This is a genomic window from Rhodospirillales bacterium (assembly GCA_016712595.1).
Taxonomy (GTDB): domain Bacteria; phylum Pseudomonadota; class Alphaproteobacteria; order Rhodospirillales; family Defluviicoccaceae; genus Defluviicoccus.
The window spans coordinates 909,284-932,672 of sequence record JADJQT010000001.1 but is presented as its reverse complement, the minus strand read 5'-3'; the positions used below and the strand labels follow the sequence as shown (position 1 = coordinate 932,672).

Here is a 23,389-nt window from a genome sequence, read left to right as displayed (position 1 = left end):
GCGCCCGTCAGACCACCGGCCAGACGCCGGAGCGGGCTTTTTGGCGCGACATCCTTCTATCCCGCGCCCCGCCACGCGGCGACTTAACACTTGGTAATCCGAAAGCGTCCTTCGCCCGCCGCACACGTCGCCGGAGCCGGCGGCCAGGGCACGCTTTTCGCGTGCGCGTTGTCATCGAGCGCCAAAGGCCTTATCCCGTTAGCGCGTGCCGTCGACGGAAACGCGACCACACTAATCTTAGGACACACGGGGTAACGGAAACGATGAAGACCAGGGATGGGATCACGATTGGCGTGGCAGATCGGCCGATCGTGCTCGATCCCCGTTATGCCAATCGCCACGGCCTCATCGCCGGCGCCACCGGGACTGGCAAGACCGTCACCTTGCAGACGATGGCGGAGGGATTCTCTGCCAGTGGCACGCCCGTCTTTCTCGTCGACGTCAAGGGGGACCTCTCCGGCCTTTGCGCTTCGGGCGAGGCAACCGGCCGCTTCGCCGAGCGTGCGCGCCAGATCGGTATCGAGCGCACGCCGGCCGCTTATCCGGTGCTCTTCTGGGACGTTTTCGCTGCCCAAGGCCATCCCGTGCGGGCGACGGTCTCAGAGATGGGTCCGCTTCTCCTCTCCCGCCTGCTTGAGTTGAACGATACGCAGGACGGCGTGCTCAGCGCCGCGTTCGCTCTCGCCGATGACGAGGGTCTGCTGCTCCTCGACCTTAAGGACCTGCGCGCGATCCTCCAGCATATCGCCGAGAACGCCAAAGCGCTTCAGGCCACCTACGGCAACGTCGCGTCGGCGACCGTCGGCGCGATCCAGCGCAAGCTCCTGGTGATCGAACGCGACGGCGGCGATGTCTTTTTCGGCGAGCCATCGCTAGCGCTGGACGACCTGATGCGCGTCGCCGCCGATGGTCGTGGCATCATCAGCATTCTCGCCGCCGACAAACTGATCAACCGGCCCCGCCTCTACGCGACGTTCCTGTTATGGCTTCTGTCGGAGCTGTTCGAAGAGCTTCCGGAAGTAGGCGATCTCGATCACCCGAAGCTGGTGCTGTTTTTCGACGAAGCGCACCTGCTGTTCGATGATGCGCCAAAGCCGCTGATCGACAAGGTCGAGCAGGTCGTCCGGCTCATTCGCTCGAAGGGCGTCGGTGTCTTCTTTGTCACCCAAAATCCGACCGACGTGCCGGACGACGTCCTGGCGCAACTCGGCAACCGCGTCCAGCACGCCCTGCGGGCGTTCACCGCCAAGGATCAAAAGGCCGTCCGGGCGGCAGCGGAAACATTCCGCGCTAATCCCGATTTCAAGGTGGTGAATGCGATCACCGAGCTCGCCGTCGGCGAGGCTCTGATCTCGGTGCTTGAGGACAAGGGAACACCCGGCGTGGTGCAGCGAGCGCTGATCGTGCCGCCCGCCTCGCACGTCGGCCCGGCACCAGTGGAGGTGCGTGTCGCAGCGTTCGCCGCGAGCCCGCTCGCCGGACGTTATGATACGGCCGTAGACCGCGAGAGTGCCTACGAAAAGTTGCGAAGTCGTGCCGAGCAGGCGGCCCGCCGCGCGGATGCGGATGCGGAGACGGCATCGACGATCGGACGGACTCCTTCGCGAAGGCCGCGCGTCGCGCACCCCCCGGAGAGCGTCGCCGAGGCTCTTGCTAAGAGCGCCGCCCGCGCCGTCGGCTCGCGCCTCGGTCGTGAGATCGTCCGCGGTCTCCTTGGTTCGATCTTCCGCGGCCGATAGCGATGCTCGCCGAAATGCTTTCTCCCGAGGCGCTTACTGCGCTCGTCTCGGTCGTGCTCATCGACATCGCGCTCGCCGGAGATAACGCGGTCGTCGTCGGCATGGCCGCGGCGGGTCTACCCACGCGCCTGCGCACGCGCGCGATCCTCGCCGGCGTCCTCGCTGCCGCCATCCTGCGTATCGCGTTTTCGCTGTTTACCGTCGAATTGCTTCAAGTCATCGGCCTGCTGCTGGCGGGCGGTCTGCTGCTGCTGTGGGTGGCGTGGAAACTATGGCGAGAAATTCGCACCGGCAGCCTGGCAGGGGCCGCCGCACCGGCGCCCGGGAGCGACGCGGCGGACACAAGCGGCAACGACCCGGCAAGTCGAGACGGCGGGCCGCCGCAAAAAACCTTCCGTCAGGCGGTCATCCAGATCGTCATCGCCGACGTCTCGATGTCGCTGGACAATGTTCTTGCCGTCGCCGGAGCGGCGCGCGAACACGCCAGCGTGCTGATTTTCGGGCTCGCGCTGTCCGTCGCCTTGATGGGTCTGGCCGCCACGCTGATCGCGCGCCTGCTGCACCGGCATCGCTGGATCGCCTACGCCGGATTCGTCGTCATCCTCTACGTTGCCTTGCGGATGATCTGGGACGGCGGCCTTGAGGTATTCACCGCCTTGCGATGACCGCCATCCCATCCGGCCGGCGACGCTGGCGGGTGGACGGGACTGTTCTTAGCGTGATTTGGTCGGCTTGACCGTCCGCGGTGCCTTGGTCGGCGTGAACACGGCGACCTCGCGCGCCGGCGCGCTCGCCGCCGACGCCCTCTGCGAGCTTGCCGCCGCCAGCCGCGTTACCGGCTTCGCCGGAGCGGGCACAGCCACCTTCGCTTGGCTCCTGGGCGACGGAGATGTCTGCGCAATCTTGGCTGAACGCGGGCCGCCCGATTTTGCCTGCGCCGTCGCCTTCGCCGACCCTCTCGCTGCCTTTGCGACCGTGCGCGGCGCGGGCTGCGAGATGCGCCTGTCCTTCGAAGACGACGACGCCTGCTTTACCCGCGTCGACGACACAGGAGACGCGCGTACCTCCGCTTTCTTCGTCGCCGCGCTCGCCGTCGTGACCACCGGTCGCACGTCGGGTTCATCGGCGTCGTCAACGTCGATCATTCGAGTCGGCAAGCTGCTCTCTCGCCGTCGAACCGTCGAAATCTCGGGAACAGCGCCGCTTGCCAGCATCTCTGCCCAGCGGGACGCTTGCTCGTCGCCCTGCTGAGACGCCTTGCGCAGCCAGAGTTCGGCTTCGGCGAGATCGATCGGAACGCCGTTGCCGTGAATGTAGGCCTCACCGAGGCTGATCTCCGAGTCGACATGCCCCAGGGCCGCCGCCTGCCGCCACAGACGCACCGCCTCCTGCGGTTCCTGTTCGACCCCCTCACCGCTATAATAAAGGTTGCCGAGGAAATATTGCGCGTCGGGATCGCCTTGCTCGGCGGCACGAGCGAACCACGTCGCTGCAACCTGCATGTCGCCTTGCGTGCTCGCGTCCGAGACCATGGCACAGGCAAGATTGTACTCGGCAGCCGCATGCCCCTGCTCCGCCGCCTGTTGCCAGTACGTGCGGGCGGTGATGGGATCGCGCGGTACGCCGAAACCTTCGGCATAGGCCACGCCAAGGGCGTTGCGCGCATCGGCATTGCCATTTTCGGCCGCCCGGCGCCACCACGTGAGGGCCCCGTCGAGGTTTTGCTGGCCCGCCCACCCTTCGGCCAGTCCAAGGCCCAGCGCATATTCCGCAGCGCCGTCGCCATTGTGAGCGGATAGGCGCAAGGACTCCAACGCGGCTCCGTCACCGCTCTTGGCGCGGGCGACCGCCTCACCGACCACCCCATGTCCGGGTTTATCGGCGATATCGGGCGAGGCACACGCGGCAAGCAGGACCGTCGATAGGACAATGCCGAGTGGTAGGCGCCGTCGAGCCGGGACCATGGGTTTCGTTCCCGTTCAGGATAGGCGATCAGCCTTCCTCATACGCTAAAATGTGCTCTTTTGCGACAATCAATCGCAACGACAATCGCTGCTGCCGATTTTCGTGCTCGTCGCCGGTCGCGGACCAACACTTCAGGACCGATCGGAAGGGGCGAAGCCGTCTCCTTTCGCCCGGCAGTTTATCCGCCGCGACTGGCATCAAAATCGTTAGCTCCGCGGTCGCAGAACCCTGCGTTGCGCGGACCGGGCGATTCCGGTGCGAGACGGTTGAACCCAGCGCAAGAGGCCCATCAACAAGAAGCCGCCGGCGATTATAGTCCAGGCTTCTTCAATCATGTTCCCTCCGCTGCAGCACGTTATGTGTTTGTTTCGATATTTATCCCCAATTAAATTCTAAATTTCCAGTAACTTTTCGACCCGCGCGCCTTTCGCCCGCTTGCTCGCTCTCATACGTCATTTTTCTTACTTATGGCCTTGTTTGGGGGACTGATTTGCCAAGGTCTGGAGGGCCTGCCGAGCGCCGGGATGACCACTGGCTGCCGCCTTTTCGAACCATGCCTTCGCTTCAGCCGGATTCTTCTTTACGCCTTCACCTGTGGCGTAGAGTACCCCAAGGTTGTACTCCGCCTCCACGAATCCCTGGTCCGCCGCCTCCCGAAAGAGCGACGCTGCCTTTTGCGTGTCCTTCGGCACGCCGCGGCCAACCGCATAGAGCAGCGCGAGATTGTTTTTTGCCGGAATGATCCCCTGATCGCTTGCCTGCTGCAACAAGGCCGCCGCCTGTTCATCGCTCTTGGCGACTCCGCGACCACTATAGTACAGAAGCGCGAGATTATATTGTGCGGGTGCGTATCCCTGCCGGGCGGCACTTTCGATCCAATGCACCGCCTGCGCGTCGTCGCGTTCGACCCCGCGCCCGGCGAGATAAAGCAGTCCAAGATCGAATTCCGCCGGAACGAACCCCTGCTCCGCCGCCACGCGCGTCCACCGCGCCGCTTGTGCGTCGTCCCTGGCCACGCCGCCGAGCCCGGCGATGAAGACGGTGGCAAGGCCTGTCTGCGCCAGCGGATCGCCGTCTTCCGCAGCTTGCCGTAGCGTCTCTACGGCCGACGCGTCACCGTTCTTTGCCCGCTCGAGGAGTTGCAAGATCTGGGCCTGGTCGATGGCGGCGAGGCATGGAACCGCCATTGCCAGCGTCAATCCTGCCAGGAGGATCGCGCCGATCAGACCACCTCGAAACCATACGACCATCAAAATCCCCTCGACCGACCCAGACAGGCGAGGAGTCTATCTTATCGCGGCGGCGGCTGCCATATGGGGCATCTGGCCCCTATGTGTCCGCCGCCCCTTTCCGCACAGTGCATCCAGCCCTTCGCTTCCGCAGCCGCGCCTCAGGGACGACGCGGCATCAGCACGGTGTAATCGAAGTCGAGGACAACTGCCGGATCGTAGGTGCCGGCGGAGTCCTTGTCAGGAAATTCCGTGCTTGGCTTGTCCTTGGTCGCCACCGTGCGGATACGCAACGCCCCCACATCGCGACGGCCCGGAATCTCGATTTTGTCAAGTACCTCGGACCACGCGTAAATCGTGTGCTCGGCGAACGTCGGTGCGACATGCCGACCACCGTTGATCGCAACGACCTTGAAGGCGTTGGCGAGGCCGTTGAACGACAGCGAGCGGGCGAGGCTGATGATGTGCCCGCCATAGATCAGCCGCCGGCCAAATCGGCTATCCTTTTGCATCAGCGCATCGAAATGCACCTTGGCGGTGTTCTGGTAGAGCCGGGTTGCGATCATGTGCTCGGCTTCGTCGATGGTCATGCCGTCGACGTGATCGATCTTTTCGCCCGCGGCGTAGTCGTCCCAAACGTGAGGGCTGCCGGCGAGTGTCGTGTCGTACGCGGCGATATCGATATTGACCGGCACGGGCAGGTCCGCGGCATCGACTGCATCGGCGAGGTCCGGCACCACCGGTGAGGGCGCCGGCGCGGCTTCGTCCTTCTTGCGGACCATCACCCAGCGACAATAGTCGAGCACGGTCTCGCCGAGCTGGTTGGTTCCGACCGAGCGGACATAGACGACCCCCGACTTGCCGTCCTTGTTTTGTCTGAGGCCGATGACCGTCGATGTGGTCGATAGCGTATCGCCCGTATAGACCGGCGCGAGGAAGCGTCCCTGTGCGTAGCCAAGATTGGCCACGGCATTCAGTGAAATGTCGGGCACGGTCTTGCCGAAGACGATGTGAAAGGCGAGGAAATCATCGATCGGCGCGCGTGGGTACGCCAACCGGCGCGCGAATTCCTGCGAGGAATTGAAGGCAAACCGGACGCCGAACAGGCCAGTGTAAAGCGCCACGTCACCGTCCGTCACCGTGCGCGGCGTCGCGTGGCGAATTTCCTGCCCCATGTAAAAATCTTCGAAGAAATTCCCCGGATTCGTCTTTGTGCTCATTGCGTCCGCTCCCCTCATCTACCCCATTCGGGCTATTCCAGGCTTTGGCTCCGCCGTGGGATTCCGCCGGCCTGACAGTGTTATTTGCCGGCCGCTCCCACGACGAAGCCGGTGCGACGGCTCAGAACTCGTAGGCGGCCGCGAGGTCGGGGTCCTTCTTCGCCACCAGCCGGGCGAGATCGACGATCACTTTCGCCTGCTTCCAGGTCGCATCGTCCTGCATCTTGCCGTCGATCATCGCCACGCCCGATCCATCCGGCAGCGCCGCGAGGATCTTCTTGGCGAACAGCACCTCTGAGACCTCGGGACTGAACACCCGCTTGGCGATGGCGATCTGGTTCGGTGCCAGCGACCAAGCGCCGGTACAGCCCATCAGGAAGGCGTTGCGGAACTGCGCTTCGCACGCAGCCTCGTCCTTGATATCGCCAAAGGGTCCGTAGAACGCGCCGAGTCCGTTCGACTGGCAGGCATCGACCATCTTGGCGACGGTATAGTGCCACAGGTCCTGCTGGGAAAATGCCCGCTCCTTGCCCTCGAGCGGATCGGCGAGCACGCCGTAGAGCGGATGGCCACCGCCGACCCGCGTCGTCTTCATGCCGCGCGAGGCGGCAAGGTCGGCCGGCCCGAGGCTGAAGCCGTGCATGCGCGGGCTGGCGCAGGCGATCTCCTCGATGTTCTTGACGCCCTGTGCGGTTTCGAGCAACGCGTGGATAAGGATCGGCTTCTTGACCTGATAGCGCGCTTCGAGCAGCGCCAGATACTGATCGACGAAGTGAATATCCCATGGCCCTTCGACCTTGGGAATCATCATGACGTCGAGTTTGTCGCCGACCTCCTTGACGATCTCGTGGATGTCGTCGAGCACCCACGGACTGTTCAGGGCATTAACCCGTGTCCACAAGCCGGTATCGCCAAAATCCACCGCCTTGGCGACTTCGATGAAGCCGGCGCGCGCCGCTTCCTTGGCATCCGCGGGAATGGCGTCCTCGAGATTGCCGAGCAGCACGTCGACCTGTTTTGCCATCTCCGGCACCCGCGCGCGGATCTTCTCGAGGTGCGGAGGAAAGAAATGGATCATCCGCTCGGGGCGAACCGGACGTTCGCGCACCGGCATCGGTGCCCCCGCAGCCAGCGGTTTAAAGAATTGCGACGGCAACTTCATGGCGCCCTCTCCCCTGATTTTTTCGCTATTGCAGCATATTCCCGTGCACAAGGAGGTACACCGAACCCGGGGTTGCGTCAAATGGCGTACGGCGATGAAGTGGAGAAGAGGAGCCGCAGTCTCGTTCTCCGAGCGCGGCTGTCGGATGCGCTTGGAAGTTCGCGGGAGAGCGGGACGAGCCGGGTGTGATCAGAGCATCTGTTCGGCTGAAAAAAAAGCCGCCCCAAAAGGGGCGGCGTGAGTTGGATAGGGAGGAGGTCAAAGTGAACCGGTGTGGTTCACATAGACGCTCGCGGGACAAGACTGTTATACCCCAAACGGGACCGGTCGACAACTTAATAATCAGTGCTAACAAAATTATTTCCGTTCAAGTGCCCGGGCACCGCTCAATCACTCCGCCATGTCCGGCACGACGCCGCAAGCAAGGCGAGCACCGCCGCCGCCCAGCGGCTCGGGCATGTCGGAATAATTATCCGAACCGGCATGGATAACCAGCGCGCGGCCCTTGAGATCGGCGACGCGCAGCCTCGGCGCCATCATCGGTTTCGTCGCCGTCCCGTCGGGGTCAACCTGCAGGCGCGGCAGATCACCCTTGTGTCCGTCCCCCTCGGGACCGAGGTGCTTGCCGGTGGTCTGCGGATCGTAGTGGCCGCCAGCGGCAAGCGCCGCCTGCATCTGCCCTTGTTTCTCGGCGGCAGCGCAGCTCGGATTCTGGTGAACGTGAAAGCCATGCGGTCCGGGCGGCAGCGCGGTCAGGTCCGGCGTCAACTTGAGGCCACTGTCGGTGTCTTCGGCGTAGACGCTGCCGATCGCCGCGCCCGCGCCGGAGGCGCCGACCAAGGTCATTGGAACTGTCACCGACGCCGCCCATGCCGCCGCCGGAAGCACGGCAACGGCCAGTCCGATCATTCCCGTTATTGCCCGCATCACCCACTCCTTAACGTTTGGTCGTAACGGCATTCCAGCATGCGCCGCGCAGATCCCCTAGAGCAATACGTACGCGGGCACAAAAGTTCCGCTCATCTCAACAAAGCCGCTTTTCCTCCAGCTTAACCTATACGCGCGCGATAAATGAGGGACAACGTTGGCGCCATTTGCGCGAGCACGGCCATCTGCGCCAGCACAAATGAGCATCGCGGAATTACCGATTGCTTCGTCGGCCGCGCCCGTGGCAATGGCCGTACTGAACGCACGAGGTGACGCAATGACGTTTGAACTCGACCCAAGACTCGCCGCGGATACGCTACCCGTCGGCAGCCTTCCGCTCTGCCAGCTGCGGTTGATGAACGACGCGACCTTTCCGTGGTTAATCCTCGTGCCTCAGCGAGCCGGCGTCAGCGAGATTTTCGAACTCGACAACGCCGATCAGCAGGCGCTGATCGGCGAGATCGCGCGCGTCTCGCGCGTCGTCTCTGAGGCGTTTCGCGCCGATAAACTCAACGTTGCCGCGCTCGGCAACATCGTTCCCCAGCTCCACGTCCACATCGTCGCCCGCTTTCGCGGCGACCCCGTCTGGCCGGCGCCGATCTGGGGAAAGGCGCCGCCGCGACCCTATGCCGCCGCTGCAGCCGAGGACATGGTGCGACGTATCGGCAAACGGCTGGACACACTCGCCCAGCCGTCGGCGTGACGGCGAGGCGCTTAATCCACCCGGTAGCCTTCTCCGGCCCTCATCACGCCCTGACGGATGAGGTTGTAAGCCTCGTCGGCTTCGCCCCAGCGCTTGACCTTGACCCACTTGCCTTCCTCGAGATCCTTGTAGTGGGCGAAGAAATGAGCGAACTGCTCGCGCATGATCAACGGCAGCTCGCGGTAGGAGACCAAGTCCGCGTAGTATGGATGCAACTCGTCTACCGGCACGCAGACGATCTTCTCGTCGGTACCTTGCTCATCTTCCATGATCAGGCAACCGATTGGGCGCGAGCGGATCACCACACCTGGCGTCACCGGCACCTGGCCGATCACCGCGGCATCGACCGGATCGCCGTCCTCGGAAAGCGTATGCGGGATGAAGCCGTAATTGAACGGATAGTACATCGCCGTGTGCAGGAAGCGGTCGACGAAGATCGCACCGGACTCCTTGTCGAGTTCGTACTTCACCGGATTGCCGCCAACGGGGATCTCGATGAGCACGTTGACGTCATAAGGCGGGTTCTTGCCGACCGGCACTTTCTTCAGGTCCATCGATCCTCCATGCGCACTATGGGACGGCCGTAGTATCCGGCACACCTTTGGTTAGTCTCGCGCCGCCAGGTTGGCAACCCGCATCACCCGCAGGACCGCGATCGCTACGCACCCGCGATGCAGATCGCACCAAGCCCATCGGCCGATTTCTCCCCGGGCATCGTGCTGAGCGGTCTCCGACGAGAGCCCTATAGTATTAATCTTTTGTGACAACTCAACGCTTTGGCTCTTTTGTGGGTTCTCAGACGATGAGGAGTCCGCTAGCAAATAGGCCGGGCCAAGCTCGCAAATCACTCGCGCCCCGAGCAGCGCATGTTGCCAGACAATTCGCCTTGCGAATTGGTGGTTGGCATTGCGGGGAATTGGCGAAGACGCGGACGATGCTGTCTTCATGGCGGTTAATTTGACGAACGATATCTTTGGCACCATCGATTGCCATCCAATCGTGACGTTATGCATGCACCGCCGGCAGCGCGGTGTTTTGACCGGATACGGAATAAGAGAGGGACAAATGAAACGGATCTCCTTGCTGGCGACGGGACTCCTCTGCGCGGGGTTAATCGGGGCCGGCGCGATCGCACCGGCACACGCGGAAACGCGACTCATCGGATCAGGCGCAAGCTTCCCGTTCCCGATCTATTCGACCTGGTTCAAGAGCTTCAGTAAGGCGCACGAGGACATCCGCGTCGACTATCAGGCCAAGGGCAGCGGCGCCGGTATCCAGGACTTCATCAACCACACGGTCGATTTCGCCGCCAGCGACGCGGCGATGACCGACGAGCAGATCAGCAAGGTCGACGCTGGCGTGGTGCTGCTGCCGATGACCGCCGGCACCATCGTCCTCGCCTACAACCTGCCGGACAGCCCCAAGGACCTGAAGCTGCCGCGCGACGTCTATCCCGCGATCTTCGCCGGCAAGATCACCACTTGGCGCGATCCGAAGATCGTCGCCGCCAACCCTGACATCAAGCTGCCTGACCTGCCGATCACCGTCGTTCGCCGCTCGGACAGCAGTGGCACCACCTTCGTCTTCACCAAGCACCTCAGCGCGATCGATCCGGAGTTCGCCAAGGAGGTCGGTTCCGGCACGACCGTGCAATGGCCGGGTAGCGACAAGTTCGTCGCCGCGCCGAAAAACGACGGCGTCACCGCGACAATCAAGCAGACGCCGGGCGCGATCGGTTACATCGAGTACGGATACGCCAAGCTGACCAAGGCGGACACAGCGTTGCTGCAGAACAAGGATGGCAACTACATCGAGGGCGACGCCAAGGGCGGCGAGGCTGCACTTGCCAGCGCCACATTGGGCGCGGACCTGCGCGGCTGGGTCGAAGACCCGGCGGGGGCAGACGCCTACCCGATCAGCACGTTCACCTGGATGCTGTTCTATAAGAAGCAAGACGCCGACAAGGCTAAATCGCTGCGTCTGCTCGTCGATTACTGTCTCGCCGAAGGTCAGCCGATCGCGGACAGCATGGGCTACATCCCGCTGCCGCCGTCGGTCATCGAGAAAGTGCGCGCGGCCGCTGAGCAAATCCAGTAAAGACAGGCTGAAGTCGCTGAAGACTCTCGACCCGTCGCCGCGAAACGGAATCGCGGTGACGGGCAACGCGAACGGCCACTGCCAGGACTGACCGAACCATGCCCCAAAATCCCTTCGCGCACGTCGATCTGTCGCGGTCGATTTCGCGGCCACCGACGAAGGACGTGTACCTGGCCGACCGCAGCTACCGCGCATTCGCCGTCGCCGGCATCTACGTGTTGCTCGCCCTGGTCGTCTACATTCTCTGGCAGATCGGCGGCGCAGCGATGCCGGCCGTGCACGACTACCACCTCGGCTTCCTGACCAGTTCGGCCTGGAACGTCCAGACCGGCCAGTTCGGAATCCTGCCGCAGATCTGGGGAACGCTCTACAGCTCACTGTTCGCGCTGATGATCGGTGGCTTCTTCGGGGTAACGGTGGCGATCTTCCTCACCCAGAACTTTCTGCCGCCGCGCCTGGCGGTGGTTTTCCGCACGATCATCGAGATGCTCGCGGCAATCCCGAGCGTCGTCTTCGGTCTTTGGGGCATCTTCGTCGTCATTCCGGCGATCCGCCCGGTGGCGAACTGGCTGCACGACGTGCTAGGCTGGATCCCGTTTTTCTCGACGTCGCTGAGCGGCCCCGGCATGTTGCCGGCCGCCCTGGTTCTGGCGATCATGATTTTGCCAACCATCGCCGCGATCTCGCAAGATGCCCTGCACCTTGTACCCTACCGCACCAAGGAAGCCGCATACGGGATGGGAGCGACCCGCTGGGAGGCGATCCTCAAGGTTCTGGTGCCGGCGGCGTCGGGTGGTATTTTCAGCGCGCTGGTCCTCGGCTTCGGCCGCGCCCTCGGGGAGACCATGGCGCTGGCCATGCTGATCGGCAACTCGAACCAGATCACCTTATCGCTGTTCTCGCCGGCGAACACCCTTGCCTCGTTGCTGGCGTCGAACTTCCCGGAAGCGGGCGCGATCGAAGTGCAGGCCTTGATGTACGCCGCGCTGGTGTTGCTTGCCATCACCTTGATCGTCAACGTGCTCGGCATCGGTATCCTGACCATGACCACGAAGAGGAGTGCTGTGAAGTGACGAGCACAGCGATCGCCGCCGCGCCTGTTTCGTCCCTGCCGAACCTGAAGCGCAAGCTAACGGAAAGCCGCGCGCTGACCAATTATCTGCTGACGATCGGCGCCTGGGTCGTCGCCATTATTGCCAGCGTGCCGCTGTTATCGGTTCTCTACATGCTCATCGTGAAAGGTGGATCGCGCTTCAGCCTCGATCTGTTCACCGAGCTGCCGCCGGCGGGCTTCGAGATGGGTGGCGGCTTCGGCAACGCCATCGTCGGCACCCTGGTGATGGTCGCGCTGGCCTCGGCGATCAGCATCCCCACCGGCATCCTCGCCGCGACGTTCCTCGCCGAGCTCGGACCCAACTCCAAGCTTGCCACCACCGCCCGCTTCCTCGCCAAGGTGCTGACCGGCTTTCCCTCGATCCTCGCCGGCGTCTTCGTCTACGCCGCCATCGTGCTCGCCATGGGCGGCTATTCCGCCCTCGCCGGCGCCATCGCCCTGTCGGTGCTGATGTTGCCGACGATCATCCTCACCGCGGAGGAAGCGATGAAGATGGTGCCACGCAAGATGAAGGACGCGGCGATCGGTATGGGCTGCACGCGGACCCAGGTCATCTGGAAGGTGGTTCTGCCGACGGGAATGCCGGGAATCCTTACCGGCGTGATGCTCGCCGTTTCACGCGTCGCCGGAGAGTCGGCACCGCTGCTGTTTACCGCGCTATTCAGCAACTACTGGCTCTCGAGCCTTTCCGAGCCCACCGCCTCGCTGTCGATCCTGATCTACAACTTTTCCAGCATGCCCTTCGAAAACCAAATCGAACTGGCGTGGTCCGCCTCCTTGGTCCTCGTCCTCATCGTTTTGCTGTTCAACGTGTTGAGCCGACTCATCGGCCGGCCCAAAATATAATTGCGGGACCCTAGACTAATGATCACTCATTCCCAGCAGGTGCAGACCGAAATCCCGGAGACCACCGCTTCACCAGCGGCGCATCCGGTCATCGACTGCAAAATCAACAAGCTGTTCTACGGTGATTTTCTTGCGGTCCGCGACAGCCATGTGCCGGTGCAACGAGGCAAGATCACCGGGTTCATCGGCCCGTCAGGCTGCGGCAAGAGTACCGTGCTGCGTAGCTTGAACCGCATGAACGACATGATCAAAGGCTTCCGGTTCGAAGGCCACGTGCATTTCCTCGGCCAGGATATCTATGCCAAGGACGTCGACGCGGTGGTCGTCCGCCGCTACATCGGCATGGTCTTCCAGCAGCCGAACCCGTTTTCAATGAGCATCTTCGACAACGTCGCCTTCGGCCTCAGGCTGAATCGCTACAAGGGCGACCTCGCCGAGCGGGTCGAGCACGCGCTGCGCCGCGCCGCGCTGTGGGACGAAGTCAAGAACAAGCTCAAGGCCAGCGGCCTGTCGCTCTCCGGCGGCCAGCAGCAGCGCCTGTGCATCGCCCGCGCTGTCGCCACCGAGCCGTCGGTGCTGCTGATGGACGAGCCGTGCTCGGCGCTCGATCCGATCGCCACCCGGCGCGTCGAGGAATTGATGCTCGAGTTGAAGGACGACTACAGCATCGCCCTCGTCACCCACAACATGCAGCAGGCTCAACGCGTCGCCGACATCACCGCCTTCTTCTCCGTCGATATCTCCGGCGGCGGCCGCACCGGATACCTCGTGGAAATCGGCGCAACCCAGCAGGTCTTCCAGGACCCCCGCGAAACCCTGACCAAAGAGTACCTCCGCGGCGAGTTCAGCTAGACGCGGATCGTCGCAAGACGACCGCACCGATATGGCGAGACCAGAACACGGCGGGAACAGAAAATGACTACGCAACACGGCTTTGCTCGCGTCGCCGCGGCGTTCGTCGCCTCGGCTGTGCTGGTCGGGGGCAGCATCGGCGCTCACGCCGAGAGCACAAGCGGCTCGATTACCATCCGCGGTGCCGGCGCGACGTTTCCCGCGCCGCTTTATGCCAAATGGATTGATAGCTTCGAGAAACAGAATGCCGGCGTCGCGATCGTCTACGACGCCGTGGGCTCCGGCGAAGGCACGAGCCGCTTCGTTGGCGGCGGGATCGACTTCGGCGCCTCCGACGCGGCCCTGTCCGACACCGATATGGCGCGCATCCCTCAGGGCGCCGTGGTCGTCCCGGCGACGGCAGGCATGATCGTGCTTGCCTACAACGTCGAGGGCATTACCGGTGAACTGAAGCTGCCACGGGACGTCTACGTTGGCATCCTCGCCGGTGAGATCACCAGTTGGGACGATCCCCGCCTGCGCGACGCCAATCCCCGCATCTCGTTGCCACACCGGACCATCGCCCTCGTCGCCCGCCTCGACAGCAGCGGAACCACCTACGCGCTGACCCGCCACCTCGCCGCCGTCGGCGGAGCATGGGGCGCCCGTGGCCTTGGCTACGGTAAGATGGTCGACTGGCCGGCCGGAACGATGTTCGCTCGCGGCAACGAGGGCGTGGCGGCACGAATTAAGATCAGCGCCGATTCGATCGGCTACGTCGAGTATGGTTTTGCCAAACGTCTGGGCCTGCCCATGGCATCGCTGCAGAACCGCGCCGGGCACTACATCCGGCCGGAAGAAGAAGCCGGAAAAATCGCGCTTGAGCACGCGTCAAGCGGTGAGGCGGCTGATTTGCGGCAATTCGATCCCGATCCGGACGGCGTGGACTCCTACGGGCTGGTTACCTATAGTTGGCTGTTGTTATATAAACGCTATAATGATGCTCAACGGCGGGACGCGGTGAAGGAGTTCGTCCAATGGGGACTGACCGCTGGACAGTCGTTCAGCAACTCGCTCGGCTACCTGCCCTTGCCGGCTGCGGTATCAAGCCGGAGTCAGCAGGTAATCGACACCATCCAGTAGCGCCAGTCCTCTCGCCATCCGCCGCCGGATTGACCCGACGGCGGTGCGCAGAGGGGGGACCGATGCACCGATCGATCAGGCACGAAAAGTTCCGTTGCATGGCGCGTTGACGCACGGCCGCGTCATGCCTTCCAACATCTTGGATCTCTTTGCCATCGAGAGCGCGCTTCGCGCCGTTCAGAAGAACTTCGCGTGCATCAACACACAGTTGGCCGTCTCGCGCGATGCGATGGAGGACGCCGTCGTCGAACGCATGATGGCCGGATACGTGCTGGTCGATCAACTGCTCGACCAGGGCGTCGATCCGCTAATGATGGGCCAACATCGCTCGCTGATGGAGTTGAACAGCCGCGTCTTATGCGGAACCGACGTGCAGGTCCGCCGCCAGAGTGCAGACCTGATCGCGAATACCGAAAAACGGTTTTACGAACAGGATGGTGGCGGCATCCGTGACATCGTTAACTGGTACAGCCTGCACGGCGGAGACACCGTCTGGGAGCGCGCGGCAGGCGTCTACATTCGCGTACTCAGTGAACCGCAACTGTTCATCGAAGGCAACCACCGGACCGGCGCGCTAATCATGAGTTTTCTGCTGGCCCGCGAGGGCGAGCCGCCGTTCGTGCTCACCGTCGATAACGCTACCGCCTACTTTGATCCTTCGACGATGATCAAACAGACGCGCAAGCGCTCCTTCGCGATGCTCGTCCACATACCGCACATCAAGAAGAAATTTGCGCAGTTGTTGCGCGCGCAGGCGAATCCGGCCTTCTTGTTGTCTCACGGTCGAGGCGACGCCCCGACGGAGGCCGCGAACGGACCGACGGGCAAGGCCCGCACGAAACACAACAGACGTTGATCCACGCTGAGTTGGGCGCAACGGCGCGGCCAGGAGGGGGGGCGCAACCGTTTGTGTGTGCGCAAGGGCGGGAACACGTGCGCCCCGCCCCTCCACCACAGCGGATCAAAATTCGCTTATCTTGACCTCGCCCGCCCGCTGCACGCCTTGGCGGATGAGCTGAAAGGCCTCGTCGGCCTCGCCCCACCGCTTTACTTTCACCCACTTGCCCTCTTCGAGATCCTTATAGTGTGCAAAAAAGTGGGCGAACTGTTCGCGCATGATCGACGGCAGCTCCCGATAGGAAACGAGATCGGCATAATACGGATGCAGATCGTCCACCGGCACGCAGACGATCTTCTCGTCGGTGCCCTGCTCGTCTTCCATGATCAGGCAGCCAATCGGCCGTGAGCGCACGACAACGCCCGGGGTTACCGCCACCTGACCGATGACCGCAGCGTCGACCGGATCGCCGTCCTCGGATAGGGTATGCGGAATAAAGCCGTAGTTGAACGGATAGTACATCGCCGTGTGCAGGAACCGGTCGACGAAAATTGCGCCGGATTCCTTGTCGAGTTCGTATTTTACCGGGTTGCCACCCATCGGGATTTCGATGAGCACATTGACGTCGTATGGGGGATTCTTGCCGACCGGCACCTTCTTCAGATCCATCGGACCTCCGAAAGCGGCATTCAAGATGGGGGATCAGAGCCGCCTCGGCTACCTAATCCCTCCCCCCGCCGTTTGCAATCGCGAAGACTCGCAAACGGGGTGTCCGCAGATGCGAATCCCCCCTCCCAGCGCGTCAGATCGGCTCGGCAAGGCGTCCGGAATAGCGCCGCATCAGCAATAGCAGCAGCAGCAACCCCGGTACGGCCGCGATGGTGGTAAGCACGAAGAACGTCGGCCAATCCACCTGATCGGCGAGCCAGCCGGCGCCCGCCGACAAAGTCGTTCGGCCGAACGCCATCAGCGAGGTCAGCAGCGCGTATTGCGTTGCCGTGTAGGCGATGTTGCACAGGCTCGACATGTAGGCAACGAACGCCGTCGTCCCCATGCCGGTGGTGATATTCTCCACGCTTACGGTGAACGCGAGGACCCGCAGGTCTGGGCCGGCCCACGCCTGGAGTAAGAAGATCAGGTTGGACAACGCCATGGCGACGCCGCAGACGAGCAGGCCGCGCAGGATGCCGAGGCGTGCCACGACGAGGCCGCCGATCAGCCCACCCGCTAGCGTGGCGGTCAGGCCGAACAACTTGGCCACCTCGGCGATGTCGGTTTTCGAAAAGCCGATCTCGAGGAAGAACGGCACCTTCATCACGCCGAGGATGGCGTCGCCGAACTTGTAGAACAGTATGAACAGAACGACGGTCACGACGCTCCAGCCGCGCAACAGGACGAACTCCAGCACCGGACAGATACAAGCACCCCACAGCCAGGTTAAAGCTTCCACCAGCGGATGCGGCAGCCGGCGGCTCCAACCGTCCAGAATGGCCGTCGCCCGGCCCTCCAGCTCTCGGGAAGCGACGCTGGCGCGCGCCTGGGGCTCGGAACTGAGCAACAAGGTCACACTGCCAACGGCAACGGCGCCGGCGAGGATGGTGAACACCACGGACCAGGGCAGCAGGTCGCCCAGGATCAGGCCACCGGCGCCGGCGCCGACCTGGCCGACACGCCAGCCGAAGACCATTGTCGCCGCACCCGCAGCGAGTTGTCGCTCTTCAAGGATCTCCACCCGGTAGGCGTCGAGAACGGTGTCCTGAGCGGCCGAGGCGAAGGCGACGGCGACGGCGAGCGCCGCGGTGATCATCGGCGAGGCGGCAGGATCGGAGCAGCCCATGGCGGCAAGCGCCGCGATCAGCAGGACCTGTGCCGCGAGCGCCCAGCCTCGGCGCCGGCCGAAGCGGCTGGTCAGCAGCGGCAGGGGCAGGCGATCGATGAACGGGGCGTAAAGGAACTTCAGCGAGTAAGGCAGGCTGACGAGAACAAACAGACCGATTTCGGTCTTGCCCAATCCCGATTCGGTCAGCCAAGCAGACAGCGGCTCCGCCAGAGCCCCGAACGGCAACCCGCTGGCAAAGCCGAGGAATATCAGCGCGAGAACGCGCCGATCGCGAAAAACCGCCATTGCCTCGGACCAGCGGTCGACGCGTCGGCGAAGCCGAGCGCGCGCGCGCTCAGGCACCGCAGCGGACGGCAGGACGGTCGTCGGCGCAGCCTTGGTCATCAGCCAAGCGTCTGGCGCACCAGATCGGCAAGCGGTGCCTCCGGCCGCGCGCCGACGTGGCTGATCGCTTCGGCGGCGACGACGGCGGCGATTCGCGCGCACGACTCCAGCCGTAGCCCCCGCGCATGCCCCCACAGGAAACCGGCGGCATAGGCATCTCCGGCTCCCGTCGTATCGACGACGCGGGTGACCGGCACGGCATCGATAACGTGCACTTCGTCACCAGCGGCAACCACCGCACCCTTCTCCGAGCGCGTCAACACGGCGATGGGGCAGTGATCACGCACCTTCTGCAACGCGCCGTCGAACGAGTGTTCCGCGTAGAGCGAGACGATCTCGTCTTCATTGGCGAAGAGGATGTCGATGTGGTTGCCGACCAGCGACAGGAAATCGTCGCGATGCCGATCGACACAAAACGGATCGGAGAGGCTGAGCGCAACCATTCGGCCCGCTTCATGGGCGATCCCCGCGGCGGCGATGAATGCCGCCTTCGCCTGCGGACGGTCCCACAGGTAGCCTTCGAGATAGGTCGTCTGCGCCTTCTCGATCAACGTCGCATCCAGGTCGGCCACACTGAACTCGGAACTCGCGCCAAGAAACGTATTCATCGTCCGCTGTGCATCGGGAGTGACGATGATCAGGCAGCGACCGGTCGACGGACCTTCATGCGCCGGCTTGCCGCCGAAGGCGATTCCCAGCGAGAGGATATCGTGGCGGAAGATCGCACCAAGCTGATCGTCCCTGACCTTGCCGATGAACGCGCCGCGCCCGCCAAGCGAAGCGATCGCGGCGATGGTATTGGCCGCAGAACCGCCCGAGACCTCCACCGCCGGCCCCATGGCGGCATAGAGCGATTCGGCGCGATCGGAGTCGATCAGCGTCATCGTGCCCTTGTTCAAGCCGTGGCGGATGAGAAAGGAGTCGTCGGCTTGCGCAAGAACATCAACGATGGCGTTGCCAATCCCGACGACGTCATAAAGGCTTTCGGCCATCCGTGGTCCCTTCGAGGCTGTCACGAGGCGGCGCAGTATAATCGCCTGGGAACCGTCGGCAACGCCCGCCACGGACAGCTTGCGCACACTGCGCCCCATCGCTACACAGGCGAGCGTTCGCCTCATTTCGATCGGACGCGTTTCCGATGCTATCGGCATTTTTCAAAGCCTTCGAGCAACTTGGCGATCCAGCGTTCCGCAGAGTGCTATGGATCAGCATCGGCCTTTCGCTGCTCGCCTTCGTTTTCGTATGGATCGGCGCGGGGTTTTTCCTGGCGCAAGCAACGTTCCTAAATATTCCGTGGCTCAACGACGTCATCCAGGTGTTAGGCGGCCTCGCAACCGCAGTACTGAGCTGGCTTTTGTTTCCCGCAGTGGTGAGCACGACCACCGGCTTTTTTCTCGACGGCGTCGCGGACGCAGTGGAACGGCGCCATTACCCGGGCCTCCCCGCGGCACGTAGTCAACCCCTCCAAGAAATGCTTGCCTCGACGCTCTCGCTGTTCGTGGCGTTGCTGGTGTTGAACCTGTTGCTTCTCGTTCTCCTGCTCGTCCCACCAGTATTTCCGTTTGTTTTTTATGGAGCAAACGGGTACCTTTTGGGTCGGGAATACTTTGAAACCGTAGCAGCCCGGCGATTGGGACCAACCGAAGTCCGCGCATTGCGCCGTCAGCACCGAGGCTCTCTCTTTGTCGCCGGTGTATTGATTGCTCTTATGCTGACCATTCCCGTTGTCAATTTGCTCGTTCCCCTGGTAGCAACTGCGGCGATGGTCCACGTGTTCGAAACTCTGCGTCATCGAGACTCACGTTGACATCGGTGACGCCCGACTTGCCAGGGCTTTCCGAAAAGGAGTTTGAGGCGAATGTTTCGAATCAAGAAGGCGAGAGGCGACAATGAAGCCGAGGGTTTTCCTGCCGTCGATTCGCCGCCGGCAGCGGACGATCCTTCCCGCGCCGGGAACACTCCGCCACCGCGCCGGATCACCCCGCATCCGTCGCGCTTGTCCGTCTCTCCCAGCCTGCCGGGCGATACCCCGCGCCGCGCCCCGGACCTGCCGTCTGTTCTCGCCCGTCCGGATCACCGCCTGGAGCCGCCGTCCTCCAGTTCGGCTAGAGACAAATGCCTGGTGATCGGTAAGGATGTGCGGATGACGGGCGACATATCATGCTGCGACCGGTTGGTCGTCGACGGTGAGGCGGATATTTCCGTTTCCGGGTGCCGGCATCTGCAAATCGGCGCATCGGGAAACCTTCGCGGCACGGGCGAGGTCGCCGAGGCGGATATCGCCGGTCACTTCGAGGGCGATTTGCTGTGCCGCGAGCGCCTTACCGTGCGGTCGACCGGGCACATCGAGGGAACCTTGCGTTATGGCCAGCTCACCATCGAGGCCGGAGGCCAGATCATCGGCGAAATCGCGGTTATCGAGGTCGAGGGGCCGTGCCTCGACGGGCGCGGCAGCGCCGCGAAAGCGCCGGCGGCACGCATTGTGGTGCCTGGACCGTTGCGCGTGGAAGGCGCCGGGCGGGCCGAGGGGTTGGGACGGACGGACGGGGCAGGACGGGCCGAGCATGAGACACCAGAGCCGATGATCGCGCATCCGTCGTGACGTTAGCCCGGAAATCCTCAACCGCCGCCGTTTTCCTCGCCCTGCTGCCCACGCTTCTGGCGGCGGCGTGCGCCACATCCAAAGGAGGCAACGAGGCTTCGGCCGAGACGTCACCTGCGAACTCGGCCCAGGGCGTTTACGCATCGCGCCCGCCGGGCGCGAATGATCTCGCGCCGGAGCAATTGGTTGGCCTCGACGGCGATCAGCTGATCGCGTTGTTGGGGCCGGCCGACTTTCAACGCCAGGACGGACCTGCGGAAATCTGGCAGTTCCGCGATCCGGACTGCGTCCTCGACGTGTTCCTTTACGCCGATTCGTCGACCGGCAGCTACCGGGTTCTCCATGTTGATGCGCGCGACCGTACGCTGGTTCTCACGGCCGATCCGGCGTGCGTCACCGGCCTGCTGCGCCAACGCCGGCAGTCGCCCGCGCCCGGCTGAAATCCGCCCAGCACGCGGCACGCAACCTGCTTAGACGGTCGGTCGGCCGGCCGCGGGCGGCGGGATGGGCGATACGAGTTCGGCGCCGTCGGTCTTCGCCGTGTAAAGGCAGAGGTCGCGCAGCACGCAGCCGCCGCACAGCGGCCGCCGCGCTTGGCAGACATAGCGACCGTGCAAGATCAGCCAGTGATGCGCGTGCTGCAGCCATTGCTGCGGCGTACGCGCCATCAGCCCCTGCTCGACGGCCAGCGGCGTGGTACCGCGCGCAAGTCCGGTGCGATTGGCGACGCGAAAGACGTGCGTATCGACGGCAATGGTCGGCTCCGCGAACGCGACGTTGAGAACGACGTTGGCGCTCTTGCGACCGACGCCCGGCAGCGCCTCAAGCTGCTCGCGAACGCGTGGCACCTGTCCGGCGAAGCGCTCGACGAGAATGCGGCTCAGGGCAATGACGTTCTTGGCCTTGGTGTTGAACAGCCCGATGGTCTTGATCCGCTGGCGCAGGCCTTCCTCGCCCAGCGCCAGCATGCGGGCGGGCGTGTCCGCCTCCTTGAAGAGCTGCTCCGTTGCCTTGTTAACGCTGACGTCCGTCGCCTGGGCGGAAAGGACGACGGCGATCAGCAAGGTGTAGGGATCGATAAACGCGAGCTCACTGCGCGGCGCCGGATTGATCGCGGCAAGCCGTCGGTAGAGCTCGTCGATGTCCGCCAGCGGCAAAAGGGGGGCCTCACAGTCTTGCCCGTCGCCTGTGGCCGAGCGTTGGCGCCCCGTTGTTCGCTTCACAGCCATCGTCTTCTTTCCTCGCCCTTGCCCCGACAGGAACGGGTTGATAATCATTCCCTGTTGGGCGAGACGAGGAATGATTCAGCCGGCCGACTCCACTGTCCTTTATAGCGCCGTTCTGCGACCACACCGAAGCGCGGGTGCCGCAGCGGCGCGTTTCGTCGTCTGCCTCGTCGCCATCGCCGTCACCATCTTCGGTACTGTTTTGCTGTTTATCGGAGCGTGGCCAGTGCTGCCGTTCTTCGGCCTTGAACTCGTCCTTCTTTATGCCGGGATGCGTTTCAATCAGTTCGCCGGTAACGCCTGCGAGGCGATCAACCTGACGCGCAGCGCGCTGACCGTCCGGCGGATCGACCACTGGGGAAAGCAGTCCTTGGTCTCGTTCCCGCCGCACTGGCTCCAGGTCAACCTGCACGAGATGCCGGGCGAAGACAACCGGCTGGAATTGCGCTCGCACGGCCGCTCTCTTTCGATCGCCAGCTTCCTGCCCCCCGCGGAACGCGAGGAACTGGCGCAGACGCTACGCCTCGCCCTCGGCCGCCTATCCAAGACCCTTCCGACGACAGCGCCTTAAACGCACTGCCCGAACTCACAGGCCTCGACGACGGCGGGCCGGGCACTATCTAACCAGACAGTACCTGCGGGGTGCGCGTGGCCGTTGCCCCGCTTTTCGCCTCAATTGACCTTAAGCACGCCGCCGCGGCCGAGTCCGCCTTCGACGTCCTGCGCCTTGTAATTGCGCAGCGCCACGACCATACCGTTATAGGCATCGAGAAACGCGGCGACCGTGGCCTTGCCCTCCGGGGTTGTCGAAAAGCCCCCGAGACCTCCTCCGGCACCCCCACCGAAAGCCGCCGCGGCAGCGCCGTAGTTGGTCGCGGTCGAGCTGCCTTCCGACGCGGCAATCTGCACCTGCGAGCGAATATCGAACAATGACATCGACACCACTGAGGACTTCGATTGCAGGCCACTGGCAAGGCCGCCGATCGTCGATCCGAACAGGCCGCCCACTGCACCGCCGACGCCGCCGATGCTCGAATTGTTGATGATGATCGCTGGTTCAAGAAAATAATCTGCCGCCACGCGCTGCCCCGCCTGCTGCTTGGAGCCGGCGCGGAATTCCCCCGAGTTGCGCTGCGTTTGGGTGATCCCGGACATGCGGGAATCGAGGCGCGAGTTGCCGATCGAGGTGATAACGAAACAGTTCGACTGCTGCGCAGCGAGCCGGATCAGCGGCTCGATCGTGGTAACGTTGGTCGCGGCGGTAAAGGGACCCCACCACGAGGCGTTGCGCCCGTCATCGACCGCGAGGGTACCGAGCGTCGCATCGCAGTGCTGCAGGTTCGAGGCGGCGTCGACGCTGGAAGCACCGCCGGCCGAACCGGAGATCGCCGTGCCATCTGTGCCCTGGGTGACGGTGCCGCCGCAGCCGGCGAGCGACAGCACGAAAGCGGTGGAAATAACGAGGCGGTGCGACCCCCAGAACATGCGCATGACTCCTTCTTGATCGATAACAGCGTATCCGT

General features: G+C 63.5%; 24 protein-coding genes. 13 read left to right on the top strand and 11 right to left on the bottom strand.

Annotation, left to right across the window (positions count from 1 at the left end; genetic code table 11):
- The first annotated feature begins 263 nt into the window (after positions 1-263).
- Both IPK66_04310 and IPK66_04305 read left to right on the top strand, forming a co-directional pair.
- Positions 264-1,739 carry a DUF853 family protein gene (locus IPK66_04310; GenBank protein ID MBK8174521.1) on the top strand — a complete coding sequence of 492 codons (1,476 nt, stop codon included), beginning with the start codon at positions 264-266 and terminating at the stop codon, positions 1,737-1,739.
- Positions 1,740-1,741: 2 nt separating this feature from the next.
- Positions 1,742-2,404 (top strand): YjbE family putative metal transport protein, encoded by a 663-nt coding sequence (locus IPK66_04305; GenBank protein ID MBK8174520.1) that lies wholly within the window; start codon positions 1,742-1,744, stop codon positions 2,402-2,404.
- Between the two features lie 48 nt (positions 2,405-2,452).
- Here the strand turns inward: IPK66_04305 and IPK66_04300 are convergent, their stop codons facing one another.
- From IPK66_04300 to IPK66_04280, 5 genes are all read right to left on the bottom strand, one after another.
- Positions 2,453-3,703 (bottom strand): sel1 repeat family protein, encoded by a 1,251-nt coding sequence (locus IPK66_04300; GenBank protein ID MBK8174519.1) that lies wholly within the window; start codon positions 3,701-3,703, stop codon positions 2,453-2,455.
- 462 nt (positions 3,704-4,165) lie between these two features.
- Entirely contained in the window at positions 4,166-4,954 is a 789-nt protein-coding gene (locus IPK66_04295) for a sel1 repeat family protein (GenBank protein MBK8174518.1), read from the bottom strand.
- Between the two features lie 140 nt (positions 4,955-5,094).
- Entirely contained in the window at positions 5,095-6,153 is a 1,059-nt protein-coding gene (locus tag IPK66_04290) for a MaoC family dehydratase (protein ID MBK8174517.1), read from the bottom strand.
- Between the two features lie 121 nt (positions 6,154-6,274).
- Positions 6,275-7,315 (bottom strand): CoA ester lyase, encoded by a 1,041-nt coding sequence (locus IPK66_04285; protein MBK8174516.1) that lies wholly within the window; start codon positions 7,313-7,315, stop codon positions 6,275-6,277.
- A gap of 390 nt (positions 7,316-7,705) precedes the next feature.
- Positions 7,706-8,242, bottom strand: coding sequence for a superoxide dismutase family protein (locus IPK66_04280; GenBank protein ID MBK8174515.1), 537 nt, complete (start codon positions 8,240-8,242; stop codon positions 7,706-7,708).
- Between the two features lie 277 nt (positions 8,243-8,519).
- Between IPK66_04280 and IPK66_04275 the strand changes: the two genes are divergently transcribed.
- Positions 8,520-8,945, top strand: coding sequence for an HIT domain-containing protein (locus IPK66_04275; GenBank protein MBK8174514.1), 426 nt, complete (start codon positions 8,520-8,522; stop codon positions 8,943-8,945).
- A gap of 11 nt (positions 8,946-8,956) precedes the next feature.
- Here the strand turns inward: IPK66_04275 and ppa (IPK66_04270) are convergent, their stop codons facing one another.
- Positions 8,957-9,499 carry an inorganic diphosphatase gene (gene ppa / locus IPK66_04270; protein ID MBK8174513.1) on the bottom strand — a complete coding sequence of 181 codons (543 nt, stop codon included), beginning with the start codon at positions 9,497-9,499 and terminating at the stop codon, positions 8,957-8,959.
- 511 nt (positions 9,500-10,010) lie between these two features.
- Here ppa (IPK66_04270) and pstS (IPK66_04265) point away from each other — a divergent pair.
- From pstS (IPK66_04265) to IPK66_04240, 6 genes are all read left to right on the top strand, one after another.
- Positions 10,011-11,042 (top strand): phosphate ABC transporter substrate-binding protein PstS, encoded by a 1,032-nt coding sequence (gene pstS, locus IPK66_04265; protein ID MBK8174512.1) that lies wholly within the window; start codon positions 10,011-10,013, stop codon positions 11,040-11,042.
- Between the two features lie 98 nt (positions 11,043-11,140).
- Positions 11,141-12,115: a phosphate ABC transporter permease subunit PstC gene (gene pstC, locus IPK66_04260; GenBank protein ID MBK8174511.1), complete on the top strand. Its 975-nt coding sequence runs from the start codon at positions 11,141-11,143 to the stop codon at positions 12,113-12,115.
- 11 nt (positions 12,116-12,126) lie between these two features.
- Complete coding sequence (gene pstA / locus IPK66_04255; protein ID MBK8174510.1) at positions 12,127-13,002, top strand: phosphate ABC transporter permease PstA; 876 nt, start codon at positions 12,127-12,129, stop codon at positions 13,000-13,002.
- Positions 13,003-13,020: 18 nt separating this feature from the next.
- Positions 13,021-13,854 carry a phosphate ABC transporter ATP-binding protein gene (locus tag IPK66_04250; GenBank protein ID MBK8174509.1) on the top strand — a complete coding sequence of 278 codons (834 nt, stop codon included), beginning with the start codon at positions 13,021-13,023 and terminating at the stop codon, positions 13,852-13,854.
- Between the two features lie 63 nt (positions 13,855-13,917).
- Positions 13,918-14,976 carry a phosphate ABC transporter substrate-binding protein PstS gene (pstS, locus tag IPK66_04245; protein MBK8174508.1) on the top strand — a complete coding sequence of 353 codons (1,059 nt, stop codon included), beginning with the start codon at positions 13,918-13,920 and terminating at the stop codon, positions 14,974-14,976.
- 94 nt (positions 14,977-15,070) lie between these two features.
- Positions 15,071-15,832 (top strand): hypothetical protein, encoded by a 762-nt coding sequence (locus IPK66_04240; GenBank protein ID MBK8174507.1) that lies wholly within the window; start codon positions 15,071-15,073, stop codon positions 15,830-15,832.
- Positions 15,833-15,937: 105 nt separating this feature from the next.
- On the opposite strand, the gene ppa (IPK66_04235) is transcribed toward IPK66_04240, so the two are convergent.
- From ppa (IPK66_04235) to IPK66_04225, 3 genes are all read right to left on the bottom strand, one after another.
- The gene (gene ppa / locus IPK66_04235) at positions 15,938-16,483 is read right to left on the bottom strand and encodes an inorganic diphosphatase (GenBank protein ID MBK8174506.1); all 546 of its coding nucleotides are present in this window, start codon (positions 16,481-16,483) and stop codon (positions 15,938-15,940) included.
- 133 nt (positions 16,484-16,616) lie between these two features.
- Positions 16,617-18,038 (bottom strand): MFS transporter, encoded by a 1,422-nt coding sequence (locus IPK66_04230; protein MBK8174505.1) that lies wholly within the window; start codon positions 18,036-18,038, stop codon positions 16,617-16,619.
- Entirely contained in the window at positions 18,038-19,030 is a 993-nt protein-coding gene (locus IPK66_04225; protein ID MBK8174504.1) for an adenosine kinase, read from the bottom strand. The genes IPK66_04230 and IPK66_04225 overlap by 1 nt, the downstream gene beginning before the upstream one ends.
- A gap of 146 nt (positions 19,031-19,176) precedes the next feature.
- On the opposite strand from IPK66_04225, the gene IPK66_04220 reads away from it, so the two are divergent.
- From IPK66_04220 to IPK66_04210, 3 genes are read left to right on the top strand one after another with little or no spacing between them, the layout of a single operon-like run.
- Positions 19,177-19,845 carry an EI24 domain-containing protein gene (locus IPK66_04220; GenBank protein MBK8174503.1) on the top strand — a complete coding sequence of 223 codons (669 nt, stop codon included), beginning with the start codon at positions 19,177-19,179 and terminating at the stop codon, positions 19,843-19,845.
- 51 nt (positions 19,846-19,896) lie between these two features.
- Positions 19,897-20,640, top strand: coding sequence for a polymer-forming cytoskeletal protein (locus IPK66_04215; protein ID MBK8174502.1), 744 nt, complete (start codon positions 19,897-19,899; stop codon positions 20,638-20,640).
- A complete protein-coding gene (locus IPK66_04210; GenBank protein ID MBK8174501.1) occupies positions 20,637-21,080 on the top strand; it encodes a hypothetical protein in 444 nt (147 codons plus the stop codon). The genes IPK66_04215 and IPK66_04210 overlap by 4 nt, the downstream gene beginning before the upstream one ends.
- A gap of 30 nt (positions 21,081-21,110) precedes the next feature.
- Here IPK66_04210 and nth read toward each other — a convergent pair whose 3' ends face one another.
- The gene (gene nth / locus IPK66_04205; GenBank protein ID MBK8174500.1) at positions 21,111-21,869 is read right to left on the bottom strand and encodes an endonuclease III; all 759 of its coding nucleotides are present in this window, start codon (positions 21,867-21,869) and stop codon (positions 21,111-21,113) included.
- 70 nt (positions 21,870-21,939) lie between these two features.
- Between nth and IPK66_04200 the strand changes: the two genes are divergently transcribed.
- Entirely contained in the window at positions 21,940-22,437 is a 498-nt protein-coding gene (locus IPK66_04200; GenBank protein ID MBK8174499.1) for a DUF2244 domain-containing protein, read from the top strand.
- Positions 22,438-22,538: 101 nt separating this feature from the next.
- Here the strand turns inward: IPK66_04200 and IPK66_04195 are convergent, their stop codons facing one another.
- Positions 22,539-23,357 carry a hypothetical protein gene (locus IPK66_04195; protein MBK8174498.1) on the bottom strand — a complete coding sequence of 273 codons (819 nt, stop codon included), beginning with the start codon at positions 23,355-23,357 and terminating at the stop codon, positions 22,539-22,541.
- Between the last annotated feature and the right edge of the window lie 32 nt (positions 23,358-23,389).